Source organism: Ignavibacteriota bacterium (genome assembly GCA_016708125.1).
Classification (GTDB): Bacteria; Bacteroidota; Ignavibacteria; order Ignavibacteriales; family Melioribacteraceae.
The window spans coordinates 478,259-505,123 of the sequence record JADJGF010000001.1 but is presented as its reverse complement, the minus strand read 5'-3'; the positions used below and the strand labels follow the sequence as shown (position 1 = coordinate 505,123).

Sequence of the window (26,865 nt, the reverse complement as noted above, 5' to 3'; positions counted from 1 at the left end):
AAACTATGTCTGATGATAAACTAAAGAAATTAAGAATTTATAAATTTGCGGCTGAGTATAATCTTTCAACGGATTCGTTGGTTGAATTTTTAAAGTCTAAAAATTATAATGTAAAATCTCATGCTTCACTTTTAACTGATGAAATGATTGATGATATCCGTGTACATTTCAAAAAGGATATTGAAAAATCTGAACATCATTATAGAAAAATTACAGAGTTCCAAAGAAGTCTCGGGAATATTAAAAAAGAAGAAGAGCCAACTCCAGTAAAGGAAACAGAAATTGTTGAAGTTGTTGTAGCAGTTCAAGAACAAGAAAATGAAGAAACTGTTAAAGAAGAAATTGTATTTGAGCAAACTTCAGAAGTAGAAGAAAAAATAAATGAAGAAGTAAAAGAAAAAATTGAATCTGATGAAATTAAAACAGAGACTGAGCAACCAATTCCGGTAGAAGAAAAAATTGGAAGTTTCAAAACTCAATCAGAAATAGAACTTCAGAAACGAAAATCCGGATTGAAAATTGTCGGAAAAATGGATCTTCAATCAGAAAGAAAACCAGTTAAACCATTAAAAGAGAAAGAAATTCCCCAAACAAAAGCTGTTGAAGTAGTTGCTCCGGTTGTTGAAGAAAGTGAAGATGATCCGGACGGTAAAAAAAGAAAGAAAAAATTAAAAGCTAAAAATAAATCCAAATCCATAGAAATAAGTGAAGAGTCTTTAAAAGCAAAGAAAAATAAAAAAGTTAAAAAGTTTGTTATCGATAAAAGAGAAGTTGATGCATCAATAAAAAGAACTTTACAGGGTGTTGGAAATACGGGAATTGGCGGAAGAGCAGCGGTTAGGAAAAAGAAAAGAAAAGAAAAACATGAGATTGAAGATGAAATTTTTGAACAAAAACAAATAGAAAAAAACACAAAAATTTCAGTTACTGAGTTTATTGCGGTTAATGAATTAGCAAATTTGATGAAAGTTTCCGTAAGCGAAGTAATTTCCAAATGTATTGGTTTGGGATTAATGGTTTCAATAAATCAAAGATTAGATGTTGAGACAATCACTTTAATAGCTGATGATTTTGGTTTTGAAGTTGAATTTCAAGAAGAATATACTTCTGATGTTCTTGCTGATAGTAACGATCCTGAAGAAACATTAGAATCACGCCCGCCCATTGTTACAATTATGGGACATGTTGATCACGGTAAAACATCTCTGCTTGACTATATAAGAAAAGCAAATGTTGTTGCGGGTGAAGCTGGCGGAATTACACAACATATTGGTGCATATAAAGTTGAACTTAGTGAAGGAAAAGAAATTGCATTTTTAGATACTCCCGGTCACGAAGCTTTTACGGCTATGCGAGCAAGGGGAGCAAAGGTTACGGACATTGTAATTTTAATTGTTGCTGCTGATGATGCCGTAATGCCTCAAACAGTTGAAGCAATAAATCACTCGCTTGCAGCTGGTGTACCAATTATTATTGCAATTAATAAAGTTGATAAACCAAGTTCTAATATTGATAAAATTAAACAACAATTAGCCGATAGAAAAGTGTTGGTTGAAGATTGGGGCGGAAAATATCAGTGTGTGGAAATTTCTGCAAAAACCGGTTTAAATATTGATCTTCTTTTAGAAAAAATTCTTCTGGAAGCTGAATTACTTGACCTAAAAGCAAATTATAAAAGATTAGCAAGAGGAACAGTAATTGAAACCCAATTAGATAAAGGGAGAGGAATTACTTCAACGATATTAATTCAAAAAGGAATTATGAGAGTCGGTGATCCGTTTGTTGCCGGAAATTATCATGGAAGAGTTAGAGCTATGTTTGATGAAAGAAATTATAAAATTTCTGAAGCTGGTCCATCCACTCCGGTTTTAGTTTTAGGATTTGAAGGCGCGCCGCAAGCTGGCGATACTTTTGTAGTTGTTGAATCAGAAAGAGAAGCAAGAGAAGTTGCAATTAAACGTCAGCAATTACAAAGAGAACAAGATCAGCGACAAGTTAGAATGGTAACTTTAGATGATATTGCAAGCAGAATTGGCAAAGGTGAATTAAAAGATCTTCCACTTATTGTTAAAGGTGATGTGGACGGCTCGGTTGAAGCACTATCAGATTCCTTAATGAAATTATCAAATAGTGAAGTTAGAGTTCAAGTAATTCACAAAGGAGTTGGAGCAATTTCTGAAGGCGACGTTCTTTTAGCTACTGCATCAAGTGCAATAATTATTGGATTCCATGTTAGACCAAATATAAATGCCCGCAGACTTGCAGAAAATGAAAAAGTTGATATCAGATTGTATAATATTATTTACGATGCAATCAATGAAGTTAAATCTGCGTTGGAAGGAATGCTTTCACCAATTATTTCAGAAAAACTTGTTGCAACTATTGAAGTTAGAGAAACTTTCAAAGTTCCTAAAGTTGGAACAATTGCCGGATGTTATGTTCAAGATGGAAAAATATTAAGAAATAATAAAATTAGATTATTTAGAGACGGAATAAAAATTTACGAAGGTCATCTTTCAACATTGAAAAGATTTAAAGACGATGTGCGCGAAGTTGATGCCGGATATGAGTGTGGGTTAAACATAAATAACTTTAATGATATTAAAATCGGCGACGTTATTGAATCATACGAACTTGTTGAAACAAAACAGAAACTTGAATAATGTCATTACGTCAAGAAAAAATATCGAACCTTGTAAAAGAAACTTTGAGTTTAATTTTTTTACAAAAAGTTCAAGATCCTAATTTAGGATTCATTACAATTTTACGTGCTAAGGTTAGTCCCGATCTAAAAATTGCGAATGTTTACATTTCAGTTTATGAAAAAGAAAAACGTAAATATGTTATGGAACATATTGAATCAATAAAAGGATTTTTGAGATCTGAATTGGCAAAAAGAGTGGATTTAAGAATTACTCCGGAGCTTAATTTCTTCTTAGATGAAACGCAAGATTATGTTGATAAAATGAATGAGATTTTGAATTCGATAAAACATGATAATAACGAAAACGACGACAAAAATTAATCCTTCTGAATTATCCGAAGGAGCTGTTCTTTTAATTGATAAACCGAAAAATAGATCATCTTTTTTTGTTGTAAATGTTATAAGAAAAAAGTTTGGAATAAAAAAAGTTGGTCACGCCGGAACTCTGGATCCCGCAGCAACCGGTTTATTAATTGTTTGTATTGGAAAAAAAACTAAAGAAATTAATCAATTTCAAGAAATGCATAAAGTTTATTCTGGAACTATTACATTAGGCGCTTCAACAATTTCAATGGATAGCGAAACTGAATTAAATAACGTAATAGAAGTTAAAAATTTAGATGAAAATAAAATTCTTGAAATAAAAAATTCCTTTGTTGGAGAGATTGAACAAGTTCCTCCAATGTTTTCTGCATTAAAACATAAAGGGAAATCACTTTATAAATATGCAAGAAAAGGAATTGAGATTGAACGAAATCCGAGAAAAGTTTTAATCTATAGATTTGATATAAAAGAAATTAAAATTCCGGATTTGACTTTTGAAATTGAATGTTCAAAAGGAACATACATAAGAGTTATTGCAAATGATTTTGGAATTAAAACAGGTTTCGGCGGTTATTTAAGTGAATTAAGAAGAACTAAAATTGGCGAATTTAAAGTTGAAGATTCTTTCACTTTGGATGAAATTGAAAAATTAGAATTTACAAATAATTAAGATTAGAAGATTTTCAAAATATGGAAATTATTAGAGAAATCAACACAGAATTGCAGCTTAAAAGCAGCGTTGTAACAATCGGCACTTTTGATGGATTGCATGTTGGTCATCTAAAAATAATTGAAAATCTTAAAAAGAAAGCGAAAGAATTAAATTTAAAAAGTGTTGTAATTACTTTTTATCCTCATCCGAGAGTTGTTTTGGGCGAAGGAAACGAAGTAAAACTTTTAACTCCGATTGATGAAAAAATAAAATTATTTGAAAAATTAGAAATTGATTATTTATACATTATTCCATTTACAAAAGAATTTTCGAAAAAAACATATCAAGAATTTGTTGATGAAATTGTAATTGGTAAAGTAAAAGCAAAATTTTTAATAATTGGTTATGATCATAAATTTGGAAAAAATAGAGAAGGCGACGGAAATAAGTTACATGATTATCTTGAAGGAAAGTTTTTAGACATGTCAATTGTTGGTTCGGAAGAAATTGAAAATGAACCGGTTAGCAGTACAAAAATCCGCGAAGCAATAAAAAATGATAATTTAGATTTTGCTAATAAAATGCTTGGGAGATATTATTTTATTGATGGAATTGTTGTTGAAGGTGCTAAACGCGGAAGAACTTTAGGATATCCAACAGCAAATTTAAAACCTTCGGAAAATAATAAATTAATTCCGCCAAACGGAGTTTACTTTGTTAAGGTTTTGCAAAATAATCAAAACTTTTTTGGCGTTGCAAATATTGGTTTACGACCAACTTTTAACAATGTAAAAGAACCAATTACGGAAGTTTTTATATTTGATTTTAATAAAGAAATTTACGGAGATAATATTTCAATTGAATTTATTAAAAAATTTAGAAACGAGAAAAAGTTTAAGTCAATTGAAGAATTGGAAATCCAAATTAAAAAAGATGTTGAAGTTGCAAAAAGTTTAATAAATGAATTTAACTAATTAGTTTCGGTAAATACTGGAACTCAATCGAATAACAACAAAGGAGTAGAAAAATGTCAGTAACAAAAGAAAAAAAAGAAGAACTAATTAAAAAATATGGAGCAAATGAAAAAGACAGCGGTAAATCAGAAGTTCAAGTAGCAATCTTAACTGAAAGAATTAATGATTTAAAAGATCATTTTACAAATCATATGAAAGATCATGCTTCAAGAAGAGGTTTGATGCAAATGGTTGGTAAAAGAAGAAGACTATTGGATTATATTAAGGGAAAAGATGTTGCAAGATATAGAACTTTAATTCAAGAATTAAATATTAGAAAATAATGGGGCAATTAATGATATACACCAAAGAAGTAGAAATAGATGGTAAAATAATTTCAATAGAATATGGAAGATATGCAAAGCAATCAAATGCGGCAGTTATGGTTACATCCGGAGAAACAATGGTTTTGGTTGTTGCAACAATGGCAAACGATGCAAAAGAAGATCAAGATTTTTTTCCGCTTTCAGTAGAATATAGAGAAAAAGCATTTGCCGCCGGTAAATATCCGGGCGGATTTTTTAAACGTGAAGGAAGACCGACAGAAAGAGAAATACTTTCCGGAAGATTAATTGATAGACCAATTAGACCTTTATTTTCTAATTCGTTTAAGAATGAAGTACAGATTATTGCTCAAGTTTATTCATACGATGGTCAAAATGATCCGGATGTATTAGCAGCTGTTGGCGCATCGGCAGCTTTAACTATTTCGAATATTCCATTTTTAGAACCAATTGGTGAAGTTAGAATAGCAAGAAATGATGGTAAATTTATTGTAAATCCCATTAAATCTGAAATAGCTTTATCTGATATGGAATTAACAATTGCCGGAACGGAAAGTTCAATTGTAATGGTTGAAGGCGAAGCTCAAGAAATTAGCGAAGATGAATTATTGACGGCTTTAAAAACTGCTCATGAAGAAATTAAGAAAATTGTCAGAATTCAAAATGAACTGAGAACTGAATGCGGAAAACCAAAATTAGTTGTTACCGAAAAAGTTATTGATGAACAATTAATTAAAGATGTAAACGATCTCGCGTATAATAAATATTCTGAAATTGTTGCAACAAAATTAGGGAAAGAAGAACGTTCAAACCAAAATAGTGAATTAAATAAAACCGTTCTTGAGGCATTAGCAGAAAAATATCCTGATCAAGAAAATGTGATAAAAGAAATTTTACATGATCTTGAAAAAGATTTAATGCGTAAGCAAGTTCTAAATGGCGGTCAACGTTTGGATGGACGAACAACAACACAAATTAGACCAATAACAGTTGAGCATAGCTTATTAAGAAGAACTCACGGTTCTGCACTTTTTACAAGAGGAGAAACTCAAAGTTTAACAACATTAACTTTGGGTACAAAATCCGATGAACAAATTATTGATGGTTTAGATGAAGAATATTCAAAGAGATTTATTCTTCACTATAATTTTCCGCCTTTTAGCGTTGGTGAAGTTGGCAGATTCGGAAATACCGGCAGACGAGAAATCGGTCACGGAAATTTAGCAGAACGCGCTTTAAAATTTGCTATACCGGATGAATCAATTTTTCCATATTCAATAAGATTGAATTCAGATATTTTAGAATCCAACGGTTCATCATCTATGGCAACAGTTTGTGCCGGTTCGCTTGCACTTATGGATGGCGGTGTTCCTTCAAAAAGTGCTATTGCCGGAATTGCAATGGGTTTAATTAAAGAAGGCGAGAAATATTCTATACTTTCTGATATTTCCGGAAATGAAGATCATCTTGGTGATATGGATTTTAAAGTTGCAGGTTCATCAAATGGAATTACAGCAATTCAAATGGATATAAAAATTCAAGGTTTATCATTAGAAATAATGGAAAATGCTCTTAATCAAGCAAAAACCGGAAGATTAGAAATTCTTGGAGTTATGAATAGTGTTCTTCCTGAGCCAAACAAAGAATTATCAGTTTACGCACCAAAACAATTAACCACTCAAATCAATCCGGAAAAAATTGGAATGGTAATTGGGCCTGGCGGAAAAATGATTCAAGGAATCCAAAAAGAGTTTGGTGTTATTATTAATATTGAAGAAACCGGAAAAGTTTTTATATCCGGACAACTTTCGGAAAATGTTAAAAAAGCCAAAGAAAAAATAATTGGAATAACTGCTGAACCCGAAATTGGAAAAGTCTATAATGCCAAAGTTGTTAAAATTGCAGATTTTGGTGCGTTTGTTGAGTTTTTACCAAATCAGCAAGGTTTACTTCACATTTCACAAATTGATGTTGTAAGAGTTAATAAAGTTGAAGATGTACTTAAAGAAGGTGAATTCATAAAAGTAAAACTTCTTAAAGTTGAAAACGGAAAATATAGTTTATCAAGAAAAGTATTATTAAAAGATGTAGAACCAGAAAAAAATAGTACTGAAGAACAGGCAAATTAATTTCTGATTTAACTTTAGGTTTCATTTAATTTGTTCTTTTTATTGTTTTTCTTGTAATTTGATAAAGAAAGGAAAATCAAATGCAAATTGGTAAATTAAACGTAAGCAGCCGAGCTTTTTTAGCTCCAATGGCAGAAGTTACCGATTTTGTATTTAGAAAAATTGCAAAAGATTACGGTGCTGGATTAACATACACACAAATGGTCAGCGCCGAAGGTGTTCTTAAAAACAATTTTGAAACGTTAAGATTATTTACATTTAACAGAGCAGAAAAGCCAATTGGCGTTCAGTTATTAGGAAATGATCCGGAAATTTTAGGTAAAGCAGTTAGAGAAATTGCTAAGTACAAACCTGATATAATTGATTTAAATTCCGGATGTCCGGTTGATAAAGTATACAGTTGCAAAATGGGAGCATTTTTACTTTCGCAGCCGGAAAGACTTGGAAAAATAGTTAACCAAATGGTTAAAAATTCTGAAGGAATTCCTATTTCTGTAAAAATTAGATTAGGCCCAAAAGAAAAAGTTAATGTAATTGATAATGCAAAAATAATTGAAGATAACGGAGCATCAATAATTACCGTTCATGCAAGAACCAGAAATGATAGATACGAATCAGAAGCAGAATGGGAATGGATTTGCAAAGTTAAAGAAAATGTAAAAATTCCGGTAATTGGAAACGGTTCAATTTTTAGTGCAGAAGATGCAATAAAAATGATAAATGATACGAAATGTGATGCTGTTCTTTTAGGACGCGGAGCTTTAGGAAATCCATTTATTTTCAAACAAATTAATTTCCTTCTCGATGGAAAAGAATATAAACCTACAATTACAGAAATTTCTGAAGTTGCACTTAATCACATAGAATTACTTGAAAAAGAACAGGGTTTAACTAAAAATTTAGATAAAGCCAAAAAAAATGTAATTTGGTATTTTAAAGATCAAGACGGCGTTTGGGAATTGATTGATCGCTTATATATTGAAAATACTTTTGATGGAATTAAAGCCGTTTTAAAAGATCATACAATAAAATTGCATGAAAATTTTTACCCGCATACTGATGTGGAAGACATAAATAAAAAATTTAATAATAAAGTTCTTTTTTGGTTAGCAAAAGAGGAAGAAAAATTTTTAAAGTAATTATTTTATGAAATATTTTTTGAAAAATTTCAATTGTCATTTTGAACAAAATTGTATCTTCGGAAAGCAACAGATTTTTGAAATTGCTCAAACATTTAATTTTTTTATGATTTTTAAATATTTCATATTCTTTAAAAACTTGTAGATAAGTTAAAATAATATTACAACTTTTTCTGCCTATTTTGCATAATCGAACTAATGCTTCAATCGAGTTTATATGCAAAAAGAAATAATAATTAATTCATCCACAGCACAAAATAGAGTTGCAATTACCGAAGAAGGAACTCTAATAGATTTTTTTGTTGATAACGCTGAAAAAGGAAGAATGGTCGGTAATATTTATCTTGGAAAAGTTGCTAGAGTTTTACCCGGAATTAGAGCTGCATTTATTGATATTGGTTTAAAACACGATGCATTTCTTCACTTTTCTGATATTGGCGATCAGTTCCGCGAATTTCAAAATGTTTTAGATGAAGATGATGAAACTGAAATCGGAATTGACGAAGATGATCAAACAGAAAATGTTAAACCAATCGAAGTAGAAAAAAAATCTCCACAAATTCCCAAACTGCATAAAGGACAAGATATAATTGTACAAATTATTAAAGAACCTGTAGCAAATAAGGGAGTTAGAATAACATCATCAATTTCAATACCCGGAAGATTTTGCGTACTTCTGCCGTTTGATAATAAAATTGGAATATCAAAAAAAATTTCTGATTTCAAAGAACGAAAAAGATTAAAAATTTTATCAAGAAGTATTTTGCCTGATAATTGCGGATTGATAATTCGCACTGCAGCAAAAGAACAGGAAGAAAATTCTCTTGAAAGTGATTTAAAATATTTAGTAAATAGCTGGAAAAATATTCAGGCAAAAGTAAAAGAATCAAAACCGCCGGAATTATTATATAATGATTTAACAACAACAACAAGTGTAATTAGAGATTTATTTACTCCGGATGTTACAAAAGTTTTTATCGATTCTAAAAGTTTATTTAGAGAAATTAGAGATTATGTTCAATTAGTTCAGCCGGAATTAGTTCCCAAAATTGAATTTTACAAATCTCGCATGCCGATTTTTGAAACTTTCAAAATTGAAGAACAAATAAAAACTTTAATGGGAAGAAAAGTTCCGCTTCCAAATGGCGGACATATTGTAATTGAACACACCGAAGCAATGACCGTAATTGATGTAAACAGCGGAAGATATGCCGCAAAGAAAGAACAAGAATTAAATTCTCTAAAAACTGATTTGGAAGCATCACGTGAAATTGTTAGACAATTAAGATTAAGAGATATCGGCGGATTAATTGTAATAGATTTTATTGATCTGGAAGAAGAAAAAAATAGAAAAAAAATCTATGACGAATTAAAGAAAGAATTTAAAAAAGATAGAGCAAAAATTGCATTGCTTCCAATGACAGATTTTGGAATTGTACAAATTACAAGACAACGAGTTCGTCAAAATATTATTCAATCAATAAATGAAGTTTGTCCATACTGCAACGGTTCAGGATTGATGACCAAAAGATCAAGTGTAATTCATGATATTGAAGAATGGTTTAAAAGATATAAATCGCAAGGAAAAATTAGAAGTTTTATTTTAAGTGTTCATCCATCTTTAAGCAATGATTTACGAATAGGATTTTTCTCAACCATTAATAAACTTCAGCTAAAATATTTTTTTAGAATCAGATTAGAAGATAATGAACATTTGAATCCGCAAGATTTTGAAGTTAAATCTAAAAAGACCGGTGAAAAAATTGCTTAAAAACTCTTAAATAAATTTGGGGAATAGAAATGAAATTTTTTATTGATACCGCAAACATTAATGAAATTAAAGAAGCCGCTTCAATGGGATTGTTAGATGGAGTAACAACAAACCCATCACTAGTTGCAAAAGAAGGAAGAGATTTTAAAGAACTTCTAAATGAAATTGTAAAAATTGTTGATGGACCAATCAGCGCGGAAGTTGTTTCAACAGATTATAACGGAATGATGAAAGAAGCCGAAGAATTGGCTGCAATTCATCCAAATATTGTTATAAAAATTCCACTAATTCTTGAAGGAATAAAAGCTGTAAAAACTTTAACTTCGATGAACATTAAAACAAATGTAACTTTATGTTTTTCTCCAACCCAAGCTTTGTTAGCAGCAAAAGCCGGCGCAACTTATGTAAGTCCGTTTGTCGGTAGATTAGATGATATTAGCCATTCCGGAATGCAATTAATTGATCAGATTTTAACTATTTACAGAAATTATAATTATCAAACACAAGTTCTTGTTGCAAGCATTCGTCATCCGCTTCATTTGGTAGAAGCCGCGGAACTTGGCGCACACGTTGCAACAATTCCATTTAGCGTTATTAAAAAATTATTCAATCATCCTTTGACGGACAGCGGATTAGAAACATTCTTAAAAGATTGGAAAAAATTAAACGGATAAAAAATGAAACAGACAAAATTTATTGATGTTCATAAAAAGTATGGAGCTAAATTAGTTGAATTTGCCGGTTACGAAATGCCGATTCAATATTCTTCAATAATTGCAGAACATAAAGTTGTTAGAAATTCGGTTGGAGTTTTTGATGTTTCGCATATGGGCGAAATATTTATTAAAGGAAATAACGCCTTAGATTTTGTTCAATATATTACAGTAAATAATGCCGCAATTTTATCAGATGGAAAAGTTCAATATTCGGCAATGTGTTATGAAGATGCCGGAATTGTTGATGATTTGCTTGTTTATAAAATATCCGATGTGGAATTTTTGCTAGTTGTAAATGGAGCAAATAAAGATAAAGATTTTGAGTGGATGAAAAAGAACAATAAATTCGATGTGGAAATTAATGATGAATCCGATGAATATTCATTGCTTGCCGTACAAGGTCCAAATTCACAAAAAGTAATTGAGAAATTATTAGATCAAAAAATCAATTTGGAATATTATACATTTTTCAAAACTCATTTTGATGGGAATGAAATTATTGTTTCTAGAACAGGTTATACCGGAGAATTAGGATTTGAATTATATTTCAAAGGTTCAAAAGAATTTGCGGAAAATATTTGGGAAAAATTATTTGAGTGCGGAAAAGAATTTGATATTCAGCCAACCGGATTAGGATGCAGAGATTCACTTCGTTTGGAAATGGGTTTTTGCCTTTACGGAAATGATATTGATCAAACTACAAATACTTTGGAAGCTGGATTAGGCTGGATTACAAAATTGAAAAAAGATAGTTTTATTGGAAAAGATGTTTTAGAAAAAGTTAAAGAAAACGGAATTACAAGAAAATTAGTTCCAATTATTTTTAATGATAAAGTTTTTCCAAGAAAAGGTTATGAAATAATGTGCGACGGAAAAATTATTGGCAAAATTACAAGCGGTACTGTTAGTCCAACAATTGATAAACCAATTGCTTTGGCATATATAGAAAAAAATTTTACTGAAGAAGGAACAATTCTTCAAGCAAATATAAGGGGAAAGGGGGTTGAAACGATAATCACTAAACTACCATTTATAAAAGAAAAAAAATGAAAATTAATACTTTACTTACTCCGCTTAGTGTTGATGAACTCTATTTTACGAAAAAGAATGTCGTAGTAATAGACGTACTTAGAGCAACAACAACAATTGTAACAGCTTTGCAAAACGGTGCAAAGGAAATTATTCCTGTAAGCTCTGTAGAATTTGCAATGACTGTTTCCGGAAATTCTTTTAAAGGTCACACACTTTTAGGAGGCGAAAGAAACACATTAAAAATTGAAGGATTTGCTCTCGGCAATTCACCTTTGGAATACAAAAGAGAAATTGTTGAAGGAAAATCAATTGTTCTTTTTACAACAAACGGATCAAGAGCAATTGTAAAAGCAAAATATGCAGCAAATTTATTTATCTTATCATTTTTAAATGTAAATGCTGTTAAAGAAAAAATTCTTGAAACCGGTGAAGATTTTGAAATTCTTTGCTCTGGAAATAATGGAAAATATTCTTACGAAGATTCTGTCTGTGCCGGTATGTTAATTTCATTAATTCAAACTGCAAATGATGAAGTTATTCTTGATGATTCTAGTAAAACATGTAAAATAATTTTTGATAAACACAAAAAGAAATTAAGTAAAATGCTTGCTGAAACCGAACATGGTCAAAAATTAATTGAAGCCGGATTTAATGAAGATTTAGATTTTGCAGCTCAGCAAAATGTTTGTGATATTGTCCCGTTTTATCAAACCGGTGTTATAAAAACAATTGTTAAATAAATGGCAAAGCAAAATAAAAATAATCAAAATTCAACTGACCAAACTTACTTTATAGTTTCTCTTGAAAAGAAAAAAAAGTTACTTGGATTATTTTTAGTAATTTCTGCCGTTTTACTTTTGTTAAGTATTTTGTCTTTTTCCAGTTATGACCAAGCAAGATTACATTTTGATTTTACGGATTTCTTCAAAGTATTTTCAACCGATCCGGATTATATTCATAGAACTCAATTTACCCATAATTGGTTGGGAATTTTTGGAGCCTACACAGCACATTTTTTAATTCATTCCACAATTGGATATTTCTCAATTGTAATTCCAATAATTTTATTTGTCTGGGGTTACACAATTCTAAAAAATAGCGATAAAAAACTTGCATTAAATATTTCAAACTTTCTCCTAATTTTTGGAATTATTTTAGCAACTTTTTTTGGCGTAATAAGATTAAACACTGAACAAGATTTTATTTTTAACAGTATTGTTTTAGCCGGAAATATCGGTGATTTTTTTGGAACGGTTTTAAGCAGAATTTTTGGAATGTTGGGAAGTATAATTGTTTTATTAACGGGAATGTTTATTTCACTTTTTATTGCATTTGATTTAAGATTTAGAGCTGTAAGAAATTACATAAGCAGTTATCTAAATAGAGAAAAACCGGATGAAACAATTAGAATAAATTTAGAAGAAAAAGATAAAATTTCTGAGAGCTTAGAAAAGATTAAAAAAATTACGATTCCTAAAAAGAAACTTTTTAAATCAAAGGAAGATAAAGAAGAAATTGCTGATGAAGAACCAGCTCAACCGGAAACCAAAATTAGAATTGTAAGAGCCGAAGAAGAAGTAAAAATTTCCAAACCGCAAGTTGAACCGGAAGTTATTGTTACAAGTAGTAAAACAAAAGATTCGGATGAAATAATTCCCGCAGTTGATAAAAAAATAGAAGCAGATCAACCAGAGCAATGGGAAGAAAATATTAAATTTAATCCGCCAACTCTTGAGCTTCTGGAATATTCCGAGGATGAATCTGTTGCTGTTTCTGAAAAAGAATTAAAACAAAATGCAGAACTTCTTAAAGAAAAATTAAAACTTTTTGATATAGATATTGATGATATTTCTGTTACTCCCGGACCAGTTGTAACTTTATACGAAATTGTTCCGGCGCCCGGAGTTAAAATCAGCAGAATTGTAAGTCTTGAACATGATATTGCATTAGCGCTTGCCGCAAGAGGAATTAGAATTATTGCGCCAATTCCCGGCAAAAGTGCAATTGGTGTAGAAATTCCAAATGAAAAATCTCAACTTGTAAGTGCACGTTCTGTCTTGGCACATCTTGGAAAATCTAAAGCAGAATTGCCAATTGCATTAGGTAAAACAATTGTTGGCGAAGTTTATATTACAGATTTAGCAATTATGCCGCATTTATTAATTGCAGGCTCAACAGGCTCCGGAAAAAGTGTTGGTATTAATATGCTTTTAACAAGTTTGATTTATGCCAAACATCCATCCGATATAAAATTTGTAATTATTGATCCAAAGAAAATTGAATTATCTTTTTACGGAAAATTGAGCAAACATTATTTGGCAATTTCTCCGGATTTAAATGAAGAAATTATTACAAGTCCGCAAAATGCTTTATTGGTTCTTAAATCCGTTGAACATGAAATGGAAAAACGATATGACAAACTTGCAAAATTAGGAGTTAGACATATTGTTGATTACAATAAAAAAATTGCTAATCCCAAACAACGACCGTTAGATACCGAAAACATGAAACATTATAAACTTCCGTATATTGTTGTTATAATTGATGAGTTGGCGGATTTGATGATTACATCCGGAAAGGAAGTTGAAGCGCCGATTACAAGATTGGCGCAGCTTGCAAGAGCAGTTGGAATTCATTTAGTTGTTGCGACTCAAAGACCATCGGTAAATGTTATCACCGGCGTTATTAAAGCAAATTTTCCGGCAAGAATTGCGTACCAAGTTGCGACTAAAATTGATTCAAGAACAATTCTTGATATGAACGGCGCCGAACAATTATTGGGACGCGGTGATATGTTATTTCTTCCCGGCGGAGTTCCAAAACCAATAAGAATGCAAAATGCTTTTGTATCAACAGATGAAGTAGAAAAAGTTACTAATTTTATTTATGTGCAGGGCGGATACAAAAAAAGATATTTTCTTCCTTCAATGTATGATAAAAAAAGCAGCGAAGGTGCAAATTTTCTTGAGGATAAAGATCCGATGTTTGAAGATGCAGCACGTGTAATAGTTCGTCATCAGCAAGGTTCGGTTTCACTTTTGCAGAGAAGATTAAAACTTGGTTATTCGCGTGCGGCAAGAATTGTTGATCAGCTTGAGGAAGCCGGCGTTGTTGGTCCTTCTGAAGGTAGTAAAGCCCGTGAAGTAATTATTGAGAATGAAGAACAATTAGAAACTTTGTTAAGGTCAATATGATATTTTTAATCTTTTCAATACTGATAACTTTTTTGCAAAATCAGAATGAAAATTTGATTTTAAAAATCCAACAAAAATTTGAGAACACAAATAATTTAAAAGCAGATTTTGTTCAATCGGCAAATAATGTAAATGTGATGAATGGGAAATTTTATTTTTCTCAAAAAAATAATTACAGAATTGAGCTGGAAAAAAATACAATAATTTCAGATGGTAAAACTATTTGGAATGTTGAAAATTCAAAAAAGAAAGTTATAATTTCCAATGTTGATGAAGATCCTTTGGCATTTTCGTTGCGTGAATATATTTATGATTATCCTAAGGAATGTAAAGTAACAGAAGAAAAAATTGATGAAAATAATTTCCTGATTTCTTTGGATGCCTCTGAGACAAATTTTAATTTTAAAATTGCAAAACTCTGGGTTAACAATGAATTTGTTATTACGAAAATTTTGATAGAAGATTTCAGCGGAAGCAAGTTCGAATTTAGATTTTCAGAAATTAATATTAATGTTGATTTATCTTCAACTGTTTTTAACTTCAAAGAAACTAAAGGATTGAAAATTATTGACCTCAGATAATTCTAACTTGGCAAATCTAAAAAAAATATTCAGTTATGCATTTCCAATAATACTGATGTTTATTTTTCTTTACATGGCTTTTAGCAATATTAATTTTGCTGAAGTCTTTACAATTTTAAAGAACATTTCAATTACATGGTTTTTACTTTATTTAGTAGTTTGGGCAATGTCGCATATTGTTAGAGCATTACGATGGAAAATTATAATTAAATCCGTAAAAGAAAATACATCTCTTCTAAATTTATTTGGCGCAGTAATGGTTGGTTACGGAGTTAATTGTGTTGTGCCAAGATTAGGCGAACTTTATCGTGGTTTATTTTTAGGCAGATGGGAAAATATTTCAAGATCCTCAATGGTTGGAACAATTGTTGTTGAAAGAGTTATTGATATTTTGGTTTTAGGATTTTCAGTTTTATTAAGTGTTGCAATTTATTCGGGAAATCTTTACTCAGAAATTAGCTGGCTGAAATCAACTGTATATATTGGCTTTGCGGCAATTATAAGTATAATTATATTTTTGTTTTTACTCGTTAAGTTTAAGGAAAAATTTTACAACGCAATTTTGCAATTCATCGGGAGATTTTCAGAAAAGTTTGCAAATGTTTTAGCAAAAGGTTTTCATTTGCTAACCGATGGTTTTGCAAGTTTAAAAGGAACAAAAAATTTCGTATCGGTAATTCTTCTTTCCGCTTTAATAATGTATTTGTATGGATTAACAGCGTACATTGCTTTCTATTCAATTCACATGGATAAAATACAGCCGGTAAGTTATTCAATGGCATGGATTGTTATGACAATCAGTGCATTCGGAGTTATAATCCCAACTCCTGGCGCAACAGGTTCATATCATTTAATTGTAATTTCTGTTTTGGTAAGCTTGTATAATTTCAGCAGTGAAATCAGCGGAGCATTTGCAATTTTAACACATATAACCTCATACATTTTATTTATTGTTTTTACAATTTTGCTTTCATATTTAATAAATAAAGTACAAGAAAAGAAAGGCTTACCTGTAGCAAATTTCTTAACTGTTTTTAGAAGCAAAGAGAAATCGTAATGAAAAAAATTATTGTAATTCTATTTCTTTTATCAATACAAAAATTTTATGCGCAATATGAAATCGGCGGAGGAATGGGTTTGTCTTTTTTTAATGCATCGGATCTTAGAGATTATATTAACGCAAATTTTTCTTCCGGAGAAGATATTCCCTCATTTACAACATCGGCAGATTTTTTTACACAATTCAATTATAATTTATCAGAAAAATACCAACTTGGGGTTGAGTATAATTTTAATATCTTTTCTTTCAATTCATTGGGTTATTATAATCTGCAATTGAATAAACATAAACCTTCTTTGTTGTTTTATTATTGTATTACAGGAAATGGTTTCAAATTTAAATTTGGCGGTGGTTTAGGAATTAGAATTGTTCAAGCAGAAGAAGAATTGGGAAGTTACGGGAGTAAAAATAATTATATTACAAAAGGATATGGAATTTTAGCAAAAGCTCAAGGTGATACAAAACTTGGCGAAAATTTTTATGCGCTTATTGCCGGAGAAATATTTTATGATGCACCCGGAGAAATTAAAACTGTTAGCTATGCCAAATTTAATGTTGCTGCTTTTGGAGTTGGATTAAAACTCGGTGTAATTTATTACTTTTAAGGAAATTCAGTGAATATTTTTGAAGCAATTATTTTAGGGATTATTCAAGGATTAACAGAATTCTTGCCAATTAGCAGTACCGGTCATTTAACTGTTGCCGGAAAATTAATGGGATTAATTTCTGATGAACATCCGGAACAATGGACATCTTTCATCGCGGTAATTCAGTTAGGAACTTTAGTCGCAATATTAATTTATTTCTGGAATGATTTATGGAAAATTACAATAGAATTTTTAAATGAAAATATATTGAAAAGAAAAAGTTTCAGTAATCAATCAGAAAATTCAAAAATGGGATGGTATATAATTTTGGGTTCAATTCCGGTTGTTGTAATTGGAATTGGTTTTAAAGACATAATTGAAGGCGCATTAACAAAAAATTTATACGTTATTGGAACAAGTTTAATTGTTTTAGGAATAATTCTAGCAGTTGCAGAAAAATTAGGAAAATTTAAAAGAGAGTTGAAAGATATAAAATGGTACGATGCATTAATTGTTGGATTTGCACAATCGCTTGCATTAATTCCTGGTTCTTCAAGATCTGGAACAACTTTAACTGCCGGAATATTTTTAGGATTTAAAAGAGAAACCGCAGCGCGATTTTCATTTTTGTTAAGTATTCCCGCAATTTTAGGCAGCGGTTTACTTCAACTTTATGAGGCTTTAGAATATATTGATGGTTCCGGAATTGTAACTTTAGTTGTTGCAACAATTGCATCGGCAATTAGTGGTTATTTAACAATTGAATTTCTGCTGAAATTTTTGAAAAAGAATTCCACTTATGTTTTTGTTGTTTACAGAATTATAATTGGAACTGTAATAATTCTTATGATTTTTAATAATCTTATAAATCCATAAGGGGGCTTATGAAATACTTTGGAATATTTTTGGTAATTGCTTCGATTTTTATTAGCTGTAACGGAAAACAAACATTAACAAAAGAAGAAAATATAAAACAAAATCCATATGAGGTAAAAGTGAAAGAATTAATGACTCTTAACCCAAACGAAATGTTAATTGCAAAAATTAATACAAGTATGGGAGATTTCGAAATTGAATTATTTGCTGATAAAACTCCTAAAACGGTAGAAAATTTTGTTGGCTTAGCAATAAAAGATTATTATAACGGAATAAAATTTCACAGAATAATTGATAATTTTATGATTCAAGGCGGAGATCCAACGGGAACAGGTTCCGGTGGCGATAGTTATTTTGGTGGATCATTTAAAGATGAATTTCATAAAGATTTAAAACACACTGGCCCCGGAATTTTATCAATGGCAAATGCCGGACCAAATACTAACGGAAGTCAATTTTTTATTACGCTTGTTCCAACTCCTTGGCTCGATGGAAAACATTCTGTTTTTGGTAAAGTTATTTCCGGACTTGAAGTTGTGCAAAGTATTGGAAAAGTTGCAACATCTAAACCTTTTGATAAACCTTTAAAAGATGTTGTGATGAACAAAGTAACAATTGAAAAAAAATCCAAATAAATATTTTGAGTTCGTCTAAAAATAATTTTCATATAAAAATTGAACATAAATTACGCGGAAGAATTAAATTTTCACAGATATATAAATTGAATTTTTAGATGAACTCATTCACAAAATAATGTATAGAAATAAAGAAAATACGCCTTCTATATATTCGCTAATTTCCGACTTACCAAAATCTGAAATTAAACCAATTTATTTTTTTTTCGGAGAAGATCATTTTGCAATTAATAATGCAATAAAAATAATTGAAGAAAAATCCGCACAATTAATTTCAAGTGATTTTGATAAAGAAATAGTTGATGTTGATAAAAAGGAATCAATAACAAATTTGATTGATTTGGCATTGACTTTTCCTTTCGGTTCCGGCAAAAAATTATTAATTGTTAAAAACTTTGAAAATTTTGCAAACAAAAAACTACTCAATCCTTATACAACAAATCCGGCTGAAAGTACAATTCTTGTAATTGCAAATTACGGTACAATTTCAAATTTAAATTCGGAACCTTATAAACTTTTATCAGAAAAAGAATTTCTTTTTGAAGCAAAAGAATTAAAAGGAATCGATTTAGAAAATTGGGTAAAAAAAAGATGCACTCAGCTTGAAATTAATGTAACTTCAGAAAATGTTAAAATGTTGATTGAAATTATCGGCGAAGATAAATCATTGCTTGAAATGCAGTTTCAAAAGATTAAAAGTTTTTTAAATGATAAAAAAGAAATTACTGCTGAAGAAATCAAAAGTCTTTCTTCCGCAACAAAAGAATATTCAATTTTTGATTTGCTAAATTCGATTGGGAAAGGAAATAAAAGCAATTCTTTAAAAGTTATGTTTAATCTTCTTGATACCGGAAAAGATTTAATTTTTATTATTTCGATGCTTACAAAATTTTTTACCGTAATTTCTCAATCATTTGAATTAAGGCAAAGAAGTTTAAATGATGTTGAAGCTTCGCAAGCAATTGGAGTTTCCAAATATTATTATATTAATTGTAAAAATGCTTCGTATTTTAATAATGAACAAAAAATTTATAAAGCATTTAAGGCACTTTTTAACGCCGATTTTTCTCTCAAAACTTCTGGGATTGAAGAAAAAACTTTAGCAACAATTTTATTGACCGAAATATTTATTGAATAGAATTATTTTTATTCAAAATTACTTAATTTTTGAAACCTTTTTATAAACAAAAAGTATAAAGATCATTGGATAGAAGACTAAACGAATTAACTGACGAAGAATTAATCCAAGAATTTCAAGAAAATAATACTCTTGAAGCTTATGAAATTTTGGTGAACAGATTTAAAGATCCGTTAACAAACTATGTTTACAGATTTTTGGGCGATAAAGATCTTTGTACCGATATTGTTCAAGATACGATGATTAAATTTTATTTGCATAAAGATTCTTACAAATCGTTTGCAAAATTTTCTACATGGATTTACACAATTGCCGGAAATTTAGCACGTAATGAATTGAAAAGGCGAAAAAGACGAATGATTTTTTCGCTGGATAATGATGATGACGAAAAGAAAATTCAAGTAGAAGATACTTCTTTTGTTTCGCCGGAAAGAGCTACAGACAGCGAAATGAAAGGTGAAATTATTCAAAAAGCTTTATTGAAAGTAAAACCGGTTTATAGAGAAGTTGTAATTTTAAGAGATATTGATGGTTTATCATACGAAGAAATTGCGGAAATTACGGAATTATCGATTGGTACGGTTAAATCAAGAATCAATAGAGGAAGAAAACATCTTCAAGAATTATTAAAAAATATTTACAGTGGGTAATTTATGGAGCAAAATCTCTACAATTCTAACGATGAGCAATATAAACATGTAATTAATTTACTTAAAGAACTTCCCAAAGTTAAAGCGGATGATAATTTTGAGTATAATCTTAAAGTAAAAATTCAGAATAAAAACTTTGAGACTAAAACCGATAAAAAGTTTTCGTTTTTCCCGTGGAAAGTTTTAATTCCGGTTGGAAGTTTTGCAACAGCAGCAGTAGTAATTTCATTGTTTTTTCTAAATGCTGATCCGGAAAATTTTGAAAATCCATTTCAAATTTCTCCCAAACTTAGAACTGAATCTGCCGGAAATTTATTGAATTCCCAAAGTATAACTTCTAACAGTGAAGTAAATAAAAACGATGTAATTGTTAAAAGTAAATCGGTGGTTTCTGAAAACATTTCGGACAAAAATATTCAGAATGAAGTAAAAAAATCTCAAGAAATTGCTCAAAGTTTTGATAAATCCAAGTTTCCGTTCAATAATTATAAATCGACAAATTTAGATCAAGCACTTCAGAATAATGATAATAATCCAAGAACTATTGATAGAAGAGCAACTTTGGCAAACAGAAGTAATTCCTTAATTTTCGACGGTTTTTATATTAGAGAAGAAGTTGATAAAAAATATGTGGAAACTTTAAAAGCAAAGCTTGATTCGTTAAAAAGAGAAATGTACAAACAAAAAGAAAGATAACTTAAGAATATTGAATTTTATAGAAAGTTTTGATATTTTTAGTGGCTAAAATTTATCGGGTTTAAAATGAAAAATAATATTCATCCTAATTATCAAAATTGTGAAGTATCTTGTGTTTGCGGAAATACTTTTACAACAAAATCAACTGTTGATCATATAAAATTGGAAATTTGTTCAGAATGTCATCCATTTTTTACCGGAAAACAGAAATTGTTAGATTCAACCGGTAGAGTTGATAGATTCAACAAAAAATACGGTTTGAAAAAATAATTTAAAGCTTTCTTAAAATAATCTGACTTTATAGTTTATTTTGTGAAAGCTTTTTCATTTCTTAAAATCTAAAATTCTTTATTTTCTTTTCTTTTTAGTAAATTTAACTCACATTTAATAAATAAATTAATTGAACTTTTATGCAACAAGTCGTAATTGGCTCCGAAACTAATTTATATGCCGGCGTTAGAGGAATTGCTGTAAAACTTCTAAATAGAGTTGATAGAACCGACGCTTATTTAGAAAAATTGTTAGATATTGAAATAAAAAACTCAGAACTTAGCGGAAAAGATAAAGCATTACTATTTGAAATTGTTCATGGTGTAATTAGATGGCTTGGCAGAATTGACTGGATTTTAAATGGATTTTACAAAGGTCAATTTTCAAAATGTATTCCCAATGTTAAAAACTCAATGAGAGTTGCACTTTATCAAATTTTATTTTTGGATAAAATTCCCGAACACGCAGCTGTAAATGAATCCGTAGAATTTGTTAAAAAACTTCAAGGTGAAAAATCCGCAAATTTAACAAATGCAGTTTTAAGAAATATTATTAGAAGTAAAGACTCAATAAGATATCCAAATAAAGAGGAAGATATTGTAGGATATTTAGCCGCATATTATTCGCATCCAACTTGGATGGTGAAAAGATGGGTAAAAAGATTCGGTGAAGAAGAAACAAAAAATTTATTAATCGCAAATAATAATAGACCCAAACACACTCTTAGAATAAATTCGTTAAAGACAAATATTGATGAATTAAAATCACTTTTAGATTCCGTTGATCTTAAATATAAAAATGGAAAATATTTAGAGGAATATCTTGAGTTATCTTCGTTGACAAATATTAGCAGTTGGGAATATTTTCAGAAAGGATATTTTTCAATACAAGATGAAAGCACCGGTTTTGCATGTAAAGCTTTGGATGTAAAGCCAGATATGAAAGTTCTTGATCTTTGCGCAGCACCCGGTGGGAAAACCGCGTTTCTTGCTGATGAAATGAAAAATAAAGGTGAAATTGTTGCCGTTGATAAATTTGAAAATAGATTGGAAATTTTGAAAAAAAATATTGAAAGATTAGGAATTAATAATGTTAGAACAGTTGTCAAAGATTCCTTAAATTTTGATGAAAATGATTTTGATAGAGTTTTAGCAGATGTTCCTTGCAGCGGAATTGGAACATTAACAAAAAAACCGGATATAAAATGGAAGAAAGATTTAGGTGATATTAGAAAGTTGAATGATATTCAACTTAAACTTCTTGAGAAAGCCGCAGCCTCAGTTAAAATTGGCGGAATAATTGTTTATAGTACGTGCACAACCGAACCGGAAGAAAACATAGACATTGTAAATAAATTTTTATCATCCAATAATAATTTTGAGTTGGTAAACTTAAATGAAACATTTAATCAAGAAGTTATTGATGAAAATGGATGCGTTCAAACATTGCCAAATAAAAATAATATGGATGGAGCATTTGTCGCAAAAATTTTAAGGAAATTCTGAAACCGGGGGGGAAATGAATGAAATGTTGAAAAAATTTTCTGAACAGCTAAAATCAAAAAGGGAAGAAAAAAAAATAACTCTTGACCAAATTCATTCTAAAACAAGAATAGATAAAAAATTTTTAGAAGCAATTGAAGATGGCAATTTTTCTATTATGCCAGAAGTTTATATGAAGGCATTTTTAAAAGAATATTGCAAATCAATTGATTTAAATACAGATGAAATTGTTTCCAAATTTGAAATAGCAAAACAAGGTTTAAATTTTGAGCCGACTGAAAATATTGAATCGAAAAATATAGAAAGTGATAAGAAAAATGAATCCAAATCCGTAAAGAATGAAATTGAAAAAACTGCGGAAATAATTCATGATGAAAATTCAACAAATGTTGAAAATCTTAAACAGGCACCGGTATCAAAACATATAGAAAAAAATTATACAATGTATTATTCACTTCTTGCAATAGTATTAATACTTGTTATTTTTGTTGTGTATAATACATTTTTAAGAGATAAGGAAAATTCATTCATTACGGAAAAGCCATTTGAGGAAACACTTCCCAAAACTGCAATTCTTGATACTTTTGTTAATCAGGATACAACTTCATTAGAAATTTCAGATAGTGCAATTCAAGATTCAGCAAACCAAATGTTACAAGAACCAATTGAATCTCAGATTATTCAAACAAATAAATCCGGGCTTGAATTAAAAATAGTTTGCGATGATAAAGCTTGGATACGTGCTGTTATTGATGAAAAAGATAATAATGAGTTTATAATTACAAAAGAAATGACAAAAATTTTTAATGCTCAAGAGCAATTTTTATTACACATCGGAAATTCCGGTTCTGTAAAATTATTTTTAAATAATAAGGAATTAGATTTTAATAAAGCTGTTGGAAAAGCAAGAAAATTGATAATTACTAAAAATGGAATTGAATATTTATCTTTGAAGAAAATAGTAAAAAATGGCGAATGATATTCAAAATTATATTGAAGAATTAAGAAATAAAATAAGAGAATATGATTACAATTATTATGTTCTCGCAGAACCAAAAATTACTGATTTTGAGTATGACCAACTTTATAAAGAACTTCAAAAATTAGAAAATGAAAACCCTCATTTAATTACTACCGAATCGCCGACACAAAGAGTCGGTTCAGATTTAACAAAAGAATTTATATCGGTTACACATAAAACTCCAATGCTGAGTTTGGCAAATTCTTACAATGAACAAGAACTTATTGATTTTGATAATCGAATAAAAAATTTTTTAAAAATAAATATAGATATTGAATATGTAGCGGAATTAAAAATTGACGGAGTTTCGATAAGCATAATTTATGAAAATGGAATTTTAAAAAGTGCAGCAACTCGCGGTGATGGAATTACCGGTGAAGACGTTACAAATAATGTAAAAACAATAAAAACTGTTCCGTTAAAATTGATTCAGAAAAAAGAGAAAATTCCTAATAAGTTTGAAGTGCGCGGCGAAGTATTTATGGAAATTGAGGAATTTAAAAAGTTAAATGAACAAAGAGAATCTGAAAATTTAAAGCTTTTTGCAAATCCAAGAAATTCTACTGCTGGAACGTTGAAATTGCAAGATCCCAAAATTGTTGCTTCGCGACCATTAAATATTTTTACATATTATTTATTTTCGGAAGAGCAAGAATTAGCAAGCCAAGAAAATAATTTGAAGATTTTGAAATCATTTGGATTTAAAGTAAACGAAAATTTTAAACTTTGTAAAAATATAAATGAAGTTATTCAATATTGTGAAATTTGGGATAAAAAAAGAGAAAGTTTACCTTACGAAACTGACGGCGTTGTAATAAAAGTAAATGATATTGAACTTCAGAAAAAACTGGGGAATGTTGCAAAATCTCCAAGGTGGGCAATAGCTTTTAAATTTCCTCCGAAAAAAATATCAACAAAATTACTTTCTATAACTTGGCAAGTTGGAAGAACCGGTGCTGTTACTCCCGTTGCAGAACTTGAACCGGTTTTTCTTGCTGGTTCAACAATAAGCCGCGCAACTTTACACAACAAAGATGAAATTGAAAGAAAAGATATTCGAGTTGGTGATATTGTAATTATTGAAAAAGGCGGAGATGTAATTCCTAAAATTTCTGAAGTTGATTTGGAAAAACGTGAAGACGGAATTGCCAAAACTGAAACTCCGAAAGTTTGTCCGGTTTGTGGAGAAAATTTATTTTATCCGAAAGAAGAAGTTGCAATTTATTGCGTAAATAATTTTTGTCCCGCGCAAATAAAAGGAAGAATAGAACATTTTGCATCGCGCGGAGCTATGGATATTGTAGGTTTGGGCGAATCAATAATAAATATTTTTGTTGATATGAAATTGCTGAATTCATACGTTGATATTTTTAAACTTCCCGGAAGAAAAAATGAATTAATTTCTATTGAAAGATTCGGTGAAAAAAGTGTGGTGAATTTATTAAATGCAATTGAAAAAAGTAAATCTAAACCTTTTGAAAAAGTTTTATTTGCAATTGGGATAAGATTTGTTGGAGCTGGAGCTGCAAAAAAATTAGCAAATCATTTTGGAAATATTGATAATTTAATAAATGCATCAAATGAAGAAATTGAAGAAGTTCCGGAAATTGGTCCCAAAATCTCAGCAAGTGTGAAAAGTTTTTTCAACAATCCTAAAAATTTGGAAATTATAAATAATCTTAAATCTGCCGGATTAAATTTTGAAAGTGAAAATAAATCGCAAAGAAATAGTATTTTTGAAAACTTAACTTTTGTACTTACAGGAACTCTATCAAAATTTACAAGAGATGAAGCGAAAAATATAATTGAACAAAACGGCGGAAAAGTAACATCATCAATAAGTAACAAAACAGATTTTGTTTTAGCGGGAGAAAATGCCGGCTCAAAATTGGATAAAGCACAGAAATTGAATATTAAAATTATTGACGAAGCAAAATTTGAACAAATGTTAGAGAATTGAAAATTGTTTGAAGAATTTAAAAATAGAATCGGCTATTACATTTTCAAAAAGAAAATGTTGAAAAATTTTAATGACAAATTTTCGTTCAATAACTTTGTTGAAGAATCACTTGATTATATTTTAGTTCTTCCTTTAAATGATCTTGATTTTAACAATAGTTTTGATGTTGCAAAATATTTTCAAATTCATAAAAAAAATGTAACATTATTTTTACCTGAGCATAGAAAAAATTTAGTTCGGTTAACAAATAATTTTAATACAATTACTTATAATTTTGATGACATTACAAAGCTGGGTTTGCCAAATAAACAATTGCAAGATAAAATTGCAAATCACAAATTTGACGTGCTTGTAGATTTGGAAAGAGATGATAACTTATTTTTAGTTTCGGCAGTAAGTTTAATTAAAGCAAAATTTAAAGTTGGATTTAAAAAAAATAATGTAGAAAATCTTTATAATTTTCAGCTTGTAAATTCAAAAATAAATTCTGAAATATCATACAGAAATTTATTAAATTCATTAAAGATGTTTTGATTTTAATTTTATCAAATTGAAAAAATAATGTAATAATATGAATGAAAATGTAAACTTTGAGTTTAAGAAAATTGACGATGTTGCAATTTTTAAATTGCACGAAAAAACATTTGATGCATCGATTGCCGGCTTGGTAAAAGGCGAATTAACAATTTTACTTTCAAATGAAGATATACAAAAATTAGTTTTTGATTTATCCGAAATAGAATATTGCGATAGCTCAGGATTAAGCGCAATTTTATTATCGTTTAGAATTCTGCAGACAAATGATGGTCACATTAGATTAGCCGCTCCGCAAAAAAATGTGAGAACTTTAATTGAAATTTCTCAACTAAATCGTGTACTTCCAATAAAAGAAACGGTTGAAGAAGCTGTAAATGAGTTAAAAGCAATTTAG

Annotated in this window: 26 protein-coding genes; all 26 read left to right on the top strand. The window is 29.7% G+C overall.

Annotation, left to right across the window (positions count from 1 at the left end):
• Nucleotides 1-5: 5 nt before the first annotated feature.
• The 26 genes from infB to IPH62_02290 all read left to right on the top strand — a co-directional run bounded on the left by infB (nucleotide 6) and on the right by IPH62_02290 (nucleotide 26,865).
• Entirely contained in the window at nucleotides 6-2,663 is a 2,658-nt protein-coding gene (infB, locus tag IPH62_02415; protein ID MBK7104121.1) for a translation initiation factor IF-2, read from the top strand.
• Nucleotides 2,660-3,025: a 30S ribosome-binding factor RbfA gene (gene rbfA, locus IPH62_02410; GenBank protein MBK7104120.1), complete on the top strand. Its 366-nt coding sequence runs from the start codon at nucleotides 2,660-2,662 to the stop codon at nucleotides 3,023-3,025. The genes infB and rbfA overlap by 4 nt, the downstream gene beginning before the upstream one ends.
• Nucleotides 2,994-3,698: a tRNA pseudouridine(55) synthase TruB gene (gene truB / locus IPH62_02405; protein MBK7104119.1), complete on the top strand. Its 705-nt coding sequence runs from the start codon at nucleotides 2,994-2,996 to the stop codon at nucleotides 3,696-3,698. Before rbfA ends, truB begins: the two co-directional genes overlap by 32 nt.
• A gap of 20 nt (nucleotides 3,699-3,718) precedes the next feature.
• Nucleotides 3,719-4,654 (top strand): bifunctional riboflavin kinase/FAD synthetase, encoded by a 936-nt coding sequence (locus tag IPH62_02400; GenBank protein MBK7104118.1) that lies wholly within the window; start codon nucleotides 3,719-3,721, stop codon nucleotides 4,652-4,654.
• Between the two features lie 53 nt (nucleotides 4,655-4,707).
• The gene (gene rpsO, locus IPH62_02395) at nucleotides 4,708-4,977 is read left to right on the top strand and encodes a 30S ribosomal protein S15 (GenBank protein MBK7104117.1); all 270 of its coding nucleotides are present in this window, start codon (nucleotides 4,708-4,710) and stop codon (nucleotides 4,975-4,977) included.
• A 14-nt stretch (nucleotides 4,978-4,991) separates the two neighbouring features.
• Nucleotides 4,992-7,106, top strand: coding sequence for a polyribonucleotide nucleotidyltransferase (gene pnp, locus IPH62_02390; protein ID MBK7104116.1), 2,115 nt, complete (start codon nucleotides 4,992-4,994; stop codon nucleotides 7,104-7,106).
• Between the two features lie 80 nt (nucleotides 7,107-7,186).
• Nucleotides 7,187-8,245 (top strand): tRNA dihydrouridine synthase DusB, encoded by a 1,059-nt coding sequence (gene dusB, locus IPH62_02385; GenBank protein MBK7104115.1) that lies wholly within the window; start codon nucleotides 7,187-7,189, stop codon nucleotides 8,243-8,245.
• Between the two features lie 217 nt (nucleotides 8,246-8,462).
• Nucleotides 8,463-10,016 (top strand): Rne/Rng family ribonuclease, encoded by a 1,554-nt coding sequence (locus tag IPH62_02380; GenBank protein MBK7104114.1) that lies wholly within the window; start codon nucleotides 8,463-8,465, stop codon nucleotides 10,014-10,016.
• Nucleotides 10,017-10,045: 29 nt separating this feature from the next.
• Entirely contained in the window at nucleotides 10,046-10,690 is a 645-nt protein-coding gene (gene fsa / locus IPH62_02375) for a fructose-6-phosphate aldolase (GenBank protein MBK7104113.1), read from the top strand.
• Between the two features lie 3 nt (nucleotides 10,691-10,693).
• Complete coding sequence (gcvT, locus tag IPH62_02370; protein MBK7104112.1) at nucleotides 10,694-11,782, top strand: glycine cleavage system aminomethyltransferase GcvT; 1,089 nt, start codon at nucleotides 10,694-10,696, stop codon at nucleotides 11,780-11,782.
• Nucleotides 11,779-12,504, top strand: coding sequence for a 2-phosphosulfolactate phosphatase (locus IPH62_02365; GenBank protein ID MBK7104111.1), 726 nt, complete (start codon nucleotides 11,779-11,781; stop codon nucleotides 12,502-12,504). The genes gcvT and IPH62_02365 overlap by 4 nt, the downstream gene beginning before the upstream one ends.
• Entirely contained in the window at nucleotides 12,505-14,958 is a 2,454-nt protein-coding gene (locus IPH62_02360) for a DNA translocase FtsK (protein ID MBK7104110.1), read from the top strand.
• A 53-nt stretch (nucleotides 14,959-15,011) separates the two neighbouring features.
• The gene (locus IPH62_02355; GenBank protein ID MBK7104109.1) at nucleotides 15,012-15,539 is read left to right on the top strand and encodes an outer membrane lipoprotein carrier protein LolA; all 528 of its coding nucleotides are present in this window, start codon (nucleotides 15,012-15,014) and stop codon (nucleotides 15,537-15,539) included.
• Nucleotides 15,526-16,596 (top strand): flippase-like domain-containing protein, encoded by a 1,071-nt coding sequence (locus tag IPH62_02350; protein ID MBK7104108.1) that lies wholly within the window; start codon nucleotides 15,526-15,528, stop codon nucleotides 16,594-16,596. Before IPH62_02355 ends, IPH62_02350 begins: the two co-directional genes overlap by 14 nt.
• Entirely contained in the window at nucleotides 16,596-17,204 is a 609-nt protein-coding gene (locus IPH62_02345) for a hypothetical protein (GenBank protein ID MBK7104107.1), read from the top strand. The genes IPH62_02350 and IPH62_02345 overlap by 1 nt, the downstream gene beginning before the upstream one ends.
• Nucleotides 17,205-17,213: 9 nt before the next feature.
• Nucleotides 17,214-18,062 carry an undecaprenyl-diphosphatase UppP gene (gene uppP, locus IPH62_02340; GenBank protein MBK7104106.1) on the top strand — a complete coding sequence of 283 codons (849 nt, stop codon included), beginning with the start codon at nucleotides 17,214-17,216 and terminating at the stop codon, nucleotides 18,060-18,062.
• Between the two features lie 8 nt (nucleotides 18,063-18,070).
• Entirely contained in the window at nucleotides 18,071-18,697 is a 627-nt protein-coding gene (locus IPH62_02335; GenBank protein MBK7104105.1) for a peptidylprolyl isomerase, read from the top strand.
• 118 nt (nucleotides 18,698-18,815) lie between these two features.
• The gene (gene holA, locus IPH62_02330; protein MBK7104104.1) at nucleotides 18,816-19,835 is read left to right on the top strand and encodes a DNA polymerase III subunit delta; all 1,020 of its coding nucleotides are present in this window, start codon (nucleotides 18,816-18,818) and stop codon (nucleotides 19,833-19,835) included.
• Nucleotides 19,836-19,900: 65 nt separating this feature from the next.
• Nucleotides 19,901-20,485 carry a sigma-70 family RNA polymerase sigma factor gene (locus IPH62_02325; protein ID MBK7104103.1) on the top strand — a complete coding sequence of 195 codons (585 nt, stop codon included), beginning with the start codon at nucleotides 19,901-19,903 and terminating at the stop codon, nucleotides 20,483-20,485.
• Between the two features lie 3 nt (nucleotides 20,486-20,488).
• Nucleotides 20,489-21,181 carry a hypothetical protein gene (locus IPH62_02320; GenBank protein ID MBK7104102.1) on the top strand — a complete coding sequence of 231 codons (693 nt, stop codon included), beginning with the start codon at nucleotides 20,489-20,491 and terminating at the stop codon, nucleotides 21,179-21,181.
• A 66-nt stretch (nucleotides 21,182-21,247) separates the two neighbouring features.
• Nucleotides 21,248-21,451, top strand: coding sequence for a 50S ribosomal protein L31 (gene rpmE / locus IPH62_02315; GenBank protein MBK7104101.1), 204 nt, complete (start codon nucleotides 21,248-21,250; stop codon nucleotides 21,449-21,451).
• 140 nt (nucleotides 21,452-21,591) lie between these two features.
• Nucleotides 21,592-22,956 (top strand): 16S rRNA (cytosine(967)-C(5))-methyltransferase RsmB, encoded by a 1,365-nt coding sequence (rsmB, locus tag IPH62_02310; protein MBK7104100.1) that lies wholly within the window; start codon nucleotides 21,592-21,594, stop codon nucleotides 22,954-22,956.
• A gap of 13 nt (nucleotides 22,957-22,969) precedes the next feature.
• Nucleotides 22,970-23,932, top strand: coding sequence for a helix-turn-helix domain-containing protein (locus IPH62_02305; protein ID MBK7104099.1), 963 nt, complete (start codon nucleotides 22,970-22,972; stop codon nucleotides 23,930-23,932).
• Entirely contained in the window at nucleotides 23,922-25,934 is a 2,013-nt protein-coding gene (ligA, locus tag IPH62_02300) for an NAD-dependent DNA ligase LigA (protein ID MBK7104098.1), read from the top strand. Before IPH62_02305 ends, ligA begins: the two co-directional genes overlap by 11 nt.
• Before the next feature lie 3 nt (nucleotides 25,935-25,937).
• Complete coding sequence (locus IPH62_02295) at nucleotides 25,938-26,468, top strand: hypothetical protein (protein MBK7104097.1); 531 nt, start codon at nucleotides 25,938-25,940, stop codon at nucleotides 26,466-26,468.
• Between the two features lie 37 nt (nucleotides 26,469-26,505).
• Complete coding sequence (locus IPH62_02290) at nucleotides 26,506-26,865, top strand: STAS domain-containing protein (GenBank protein MBK7104096.1); 360 nt, start codon at nucleotides 26,506-26,508, stop codon at nucleotides 26,863-26,865.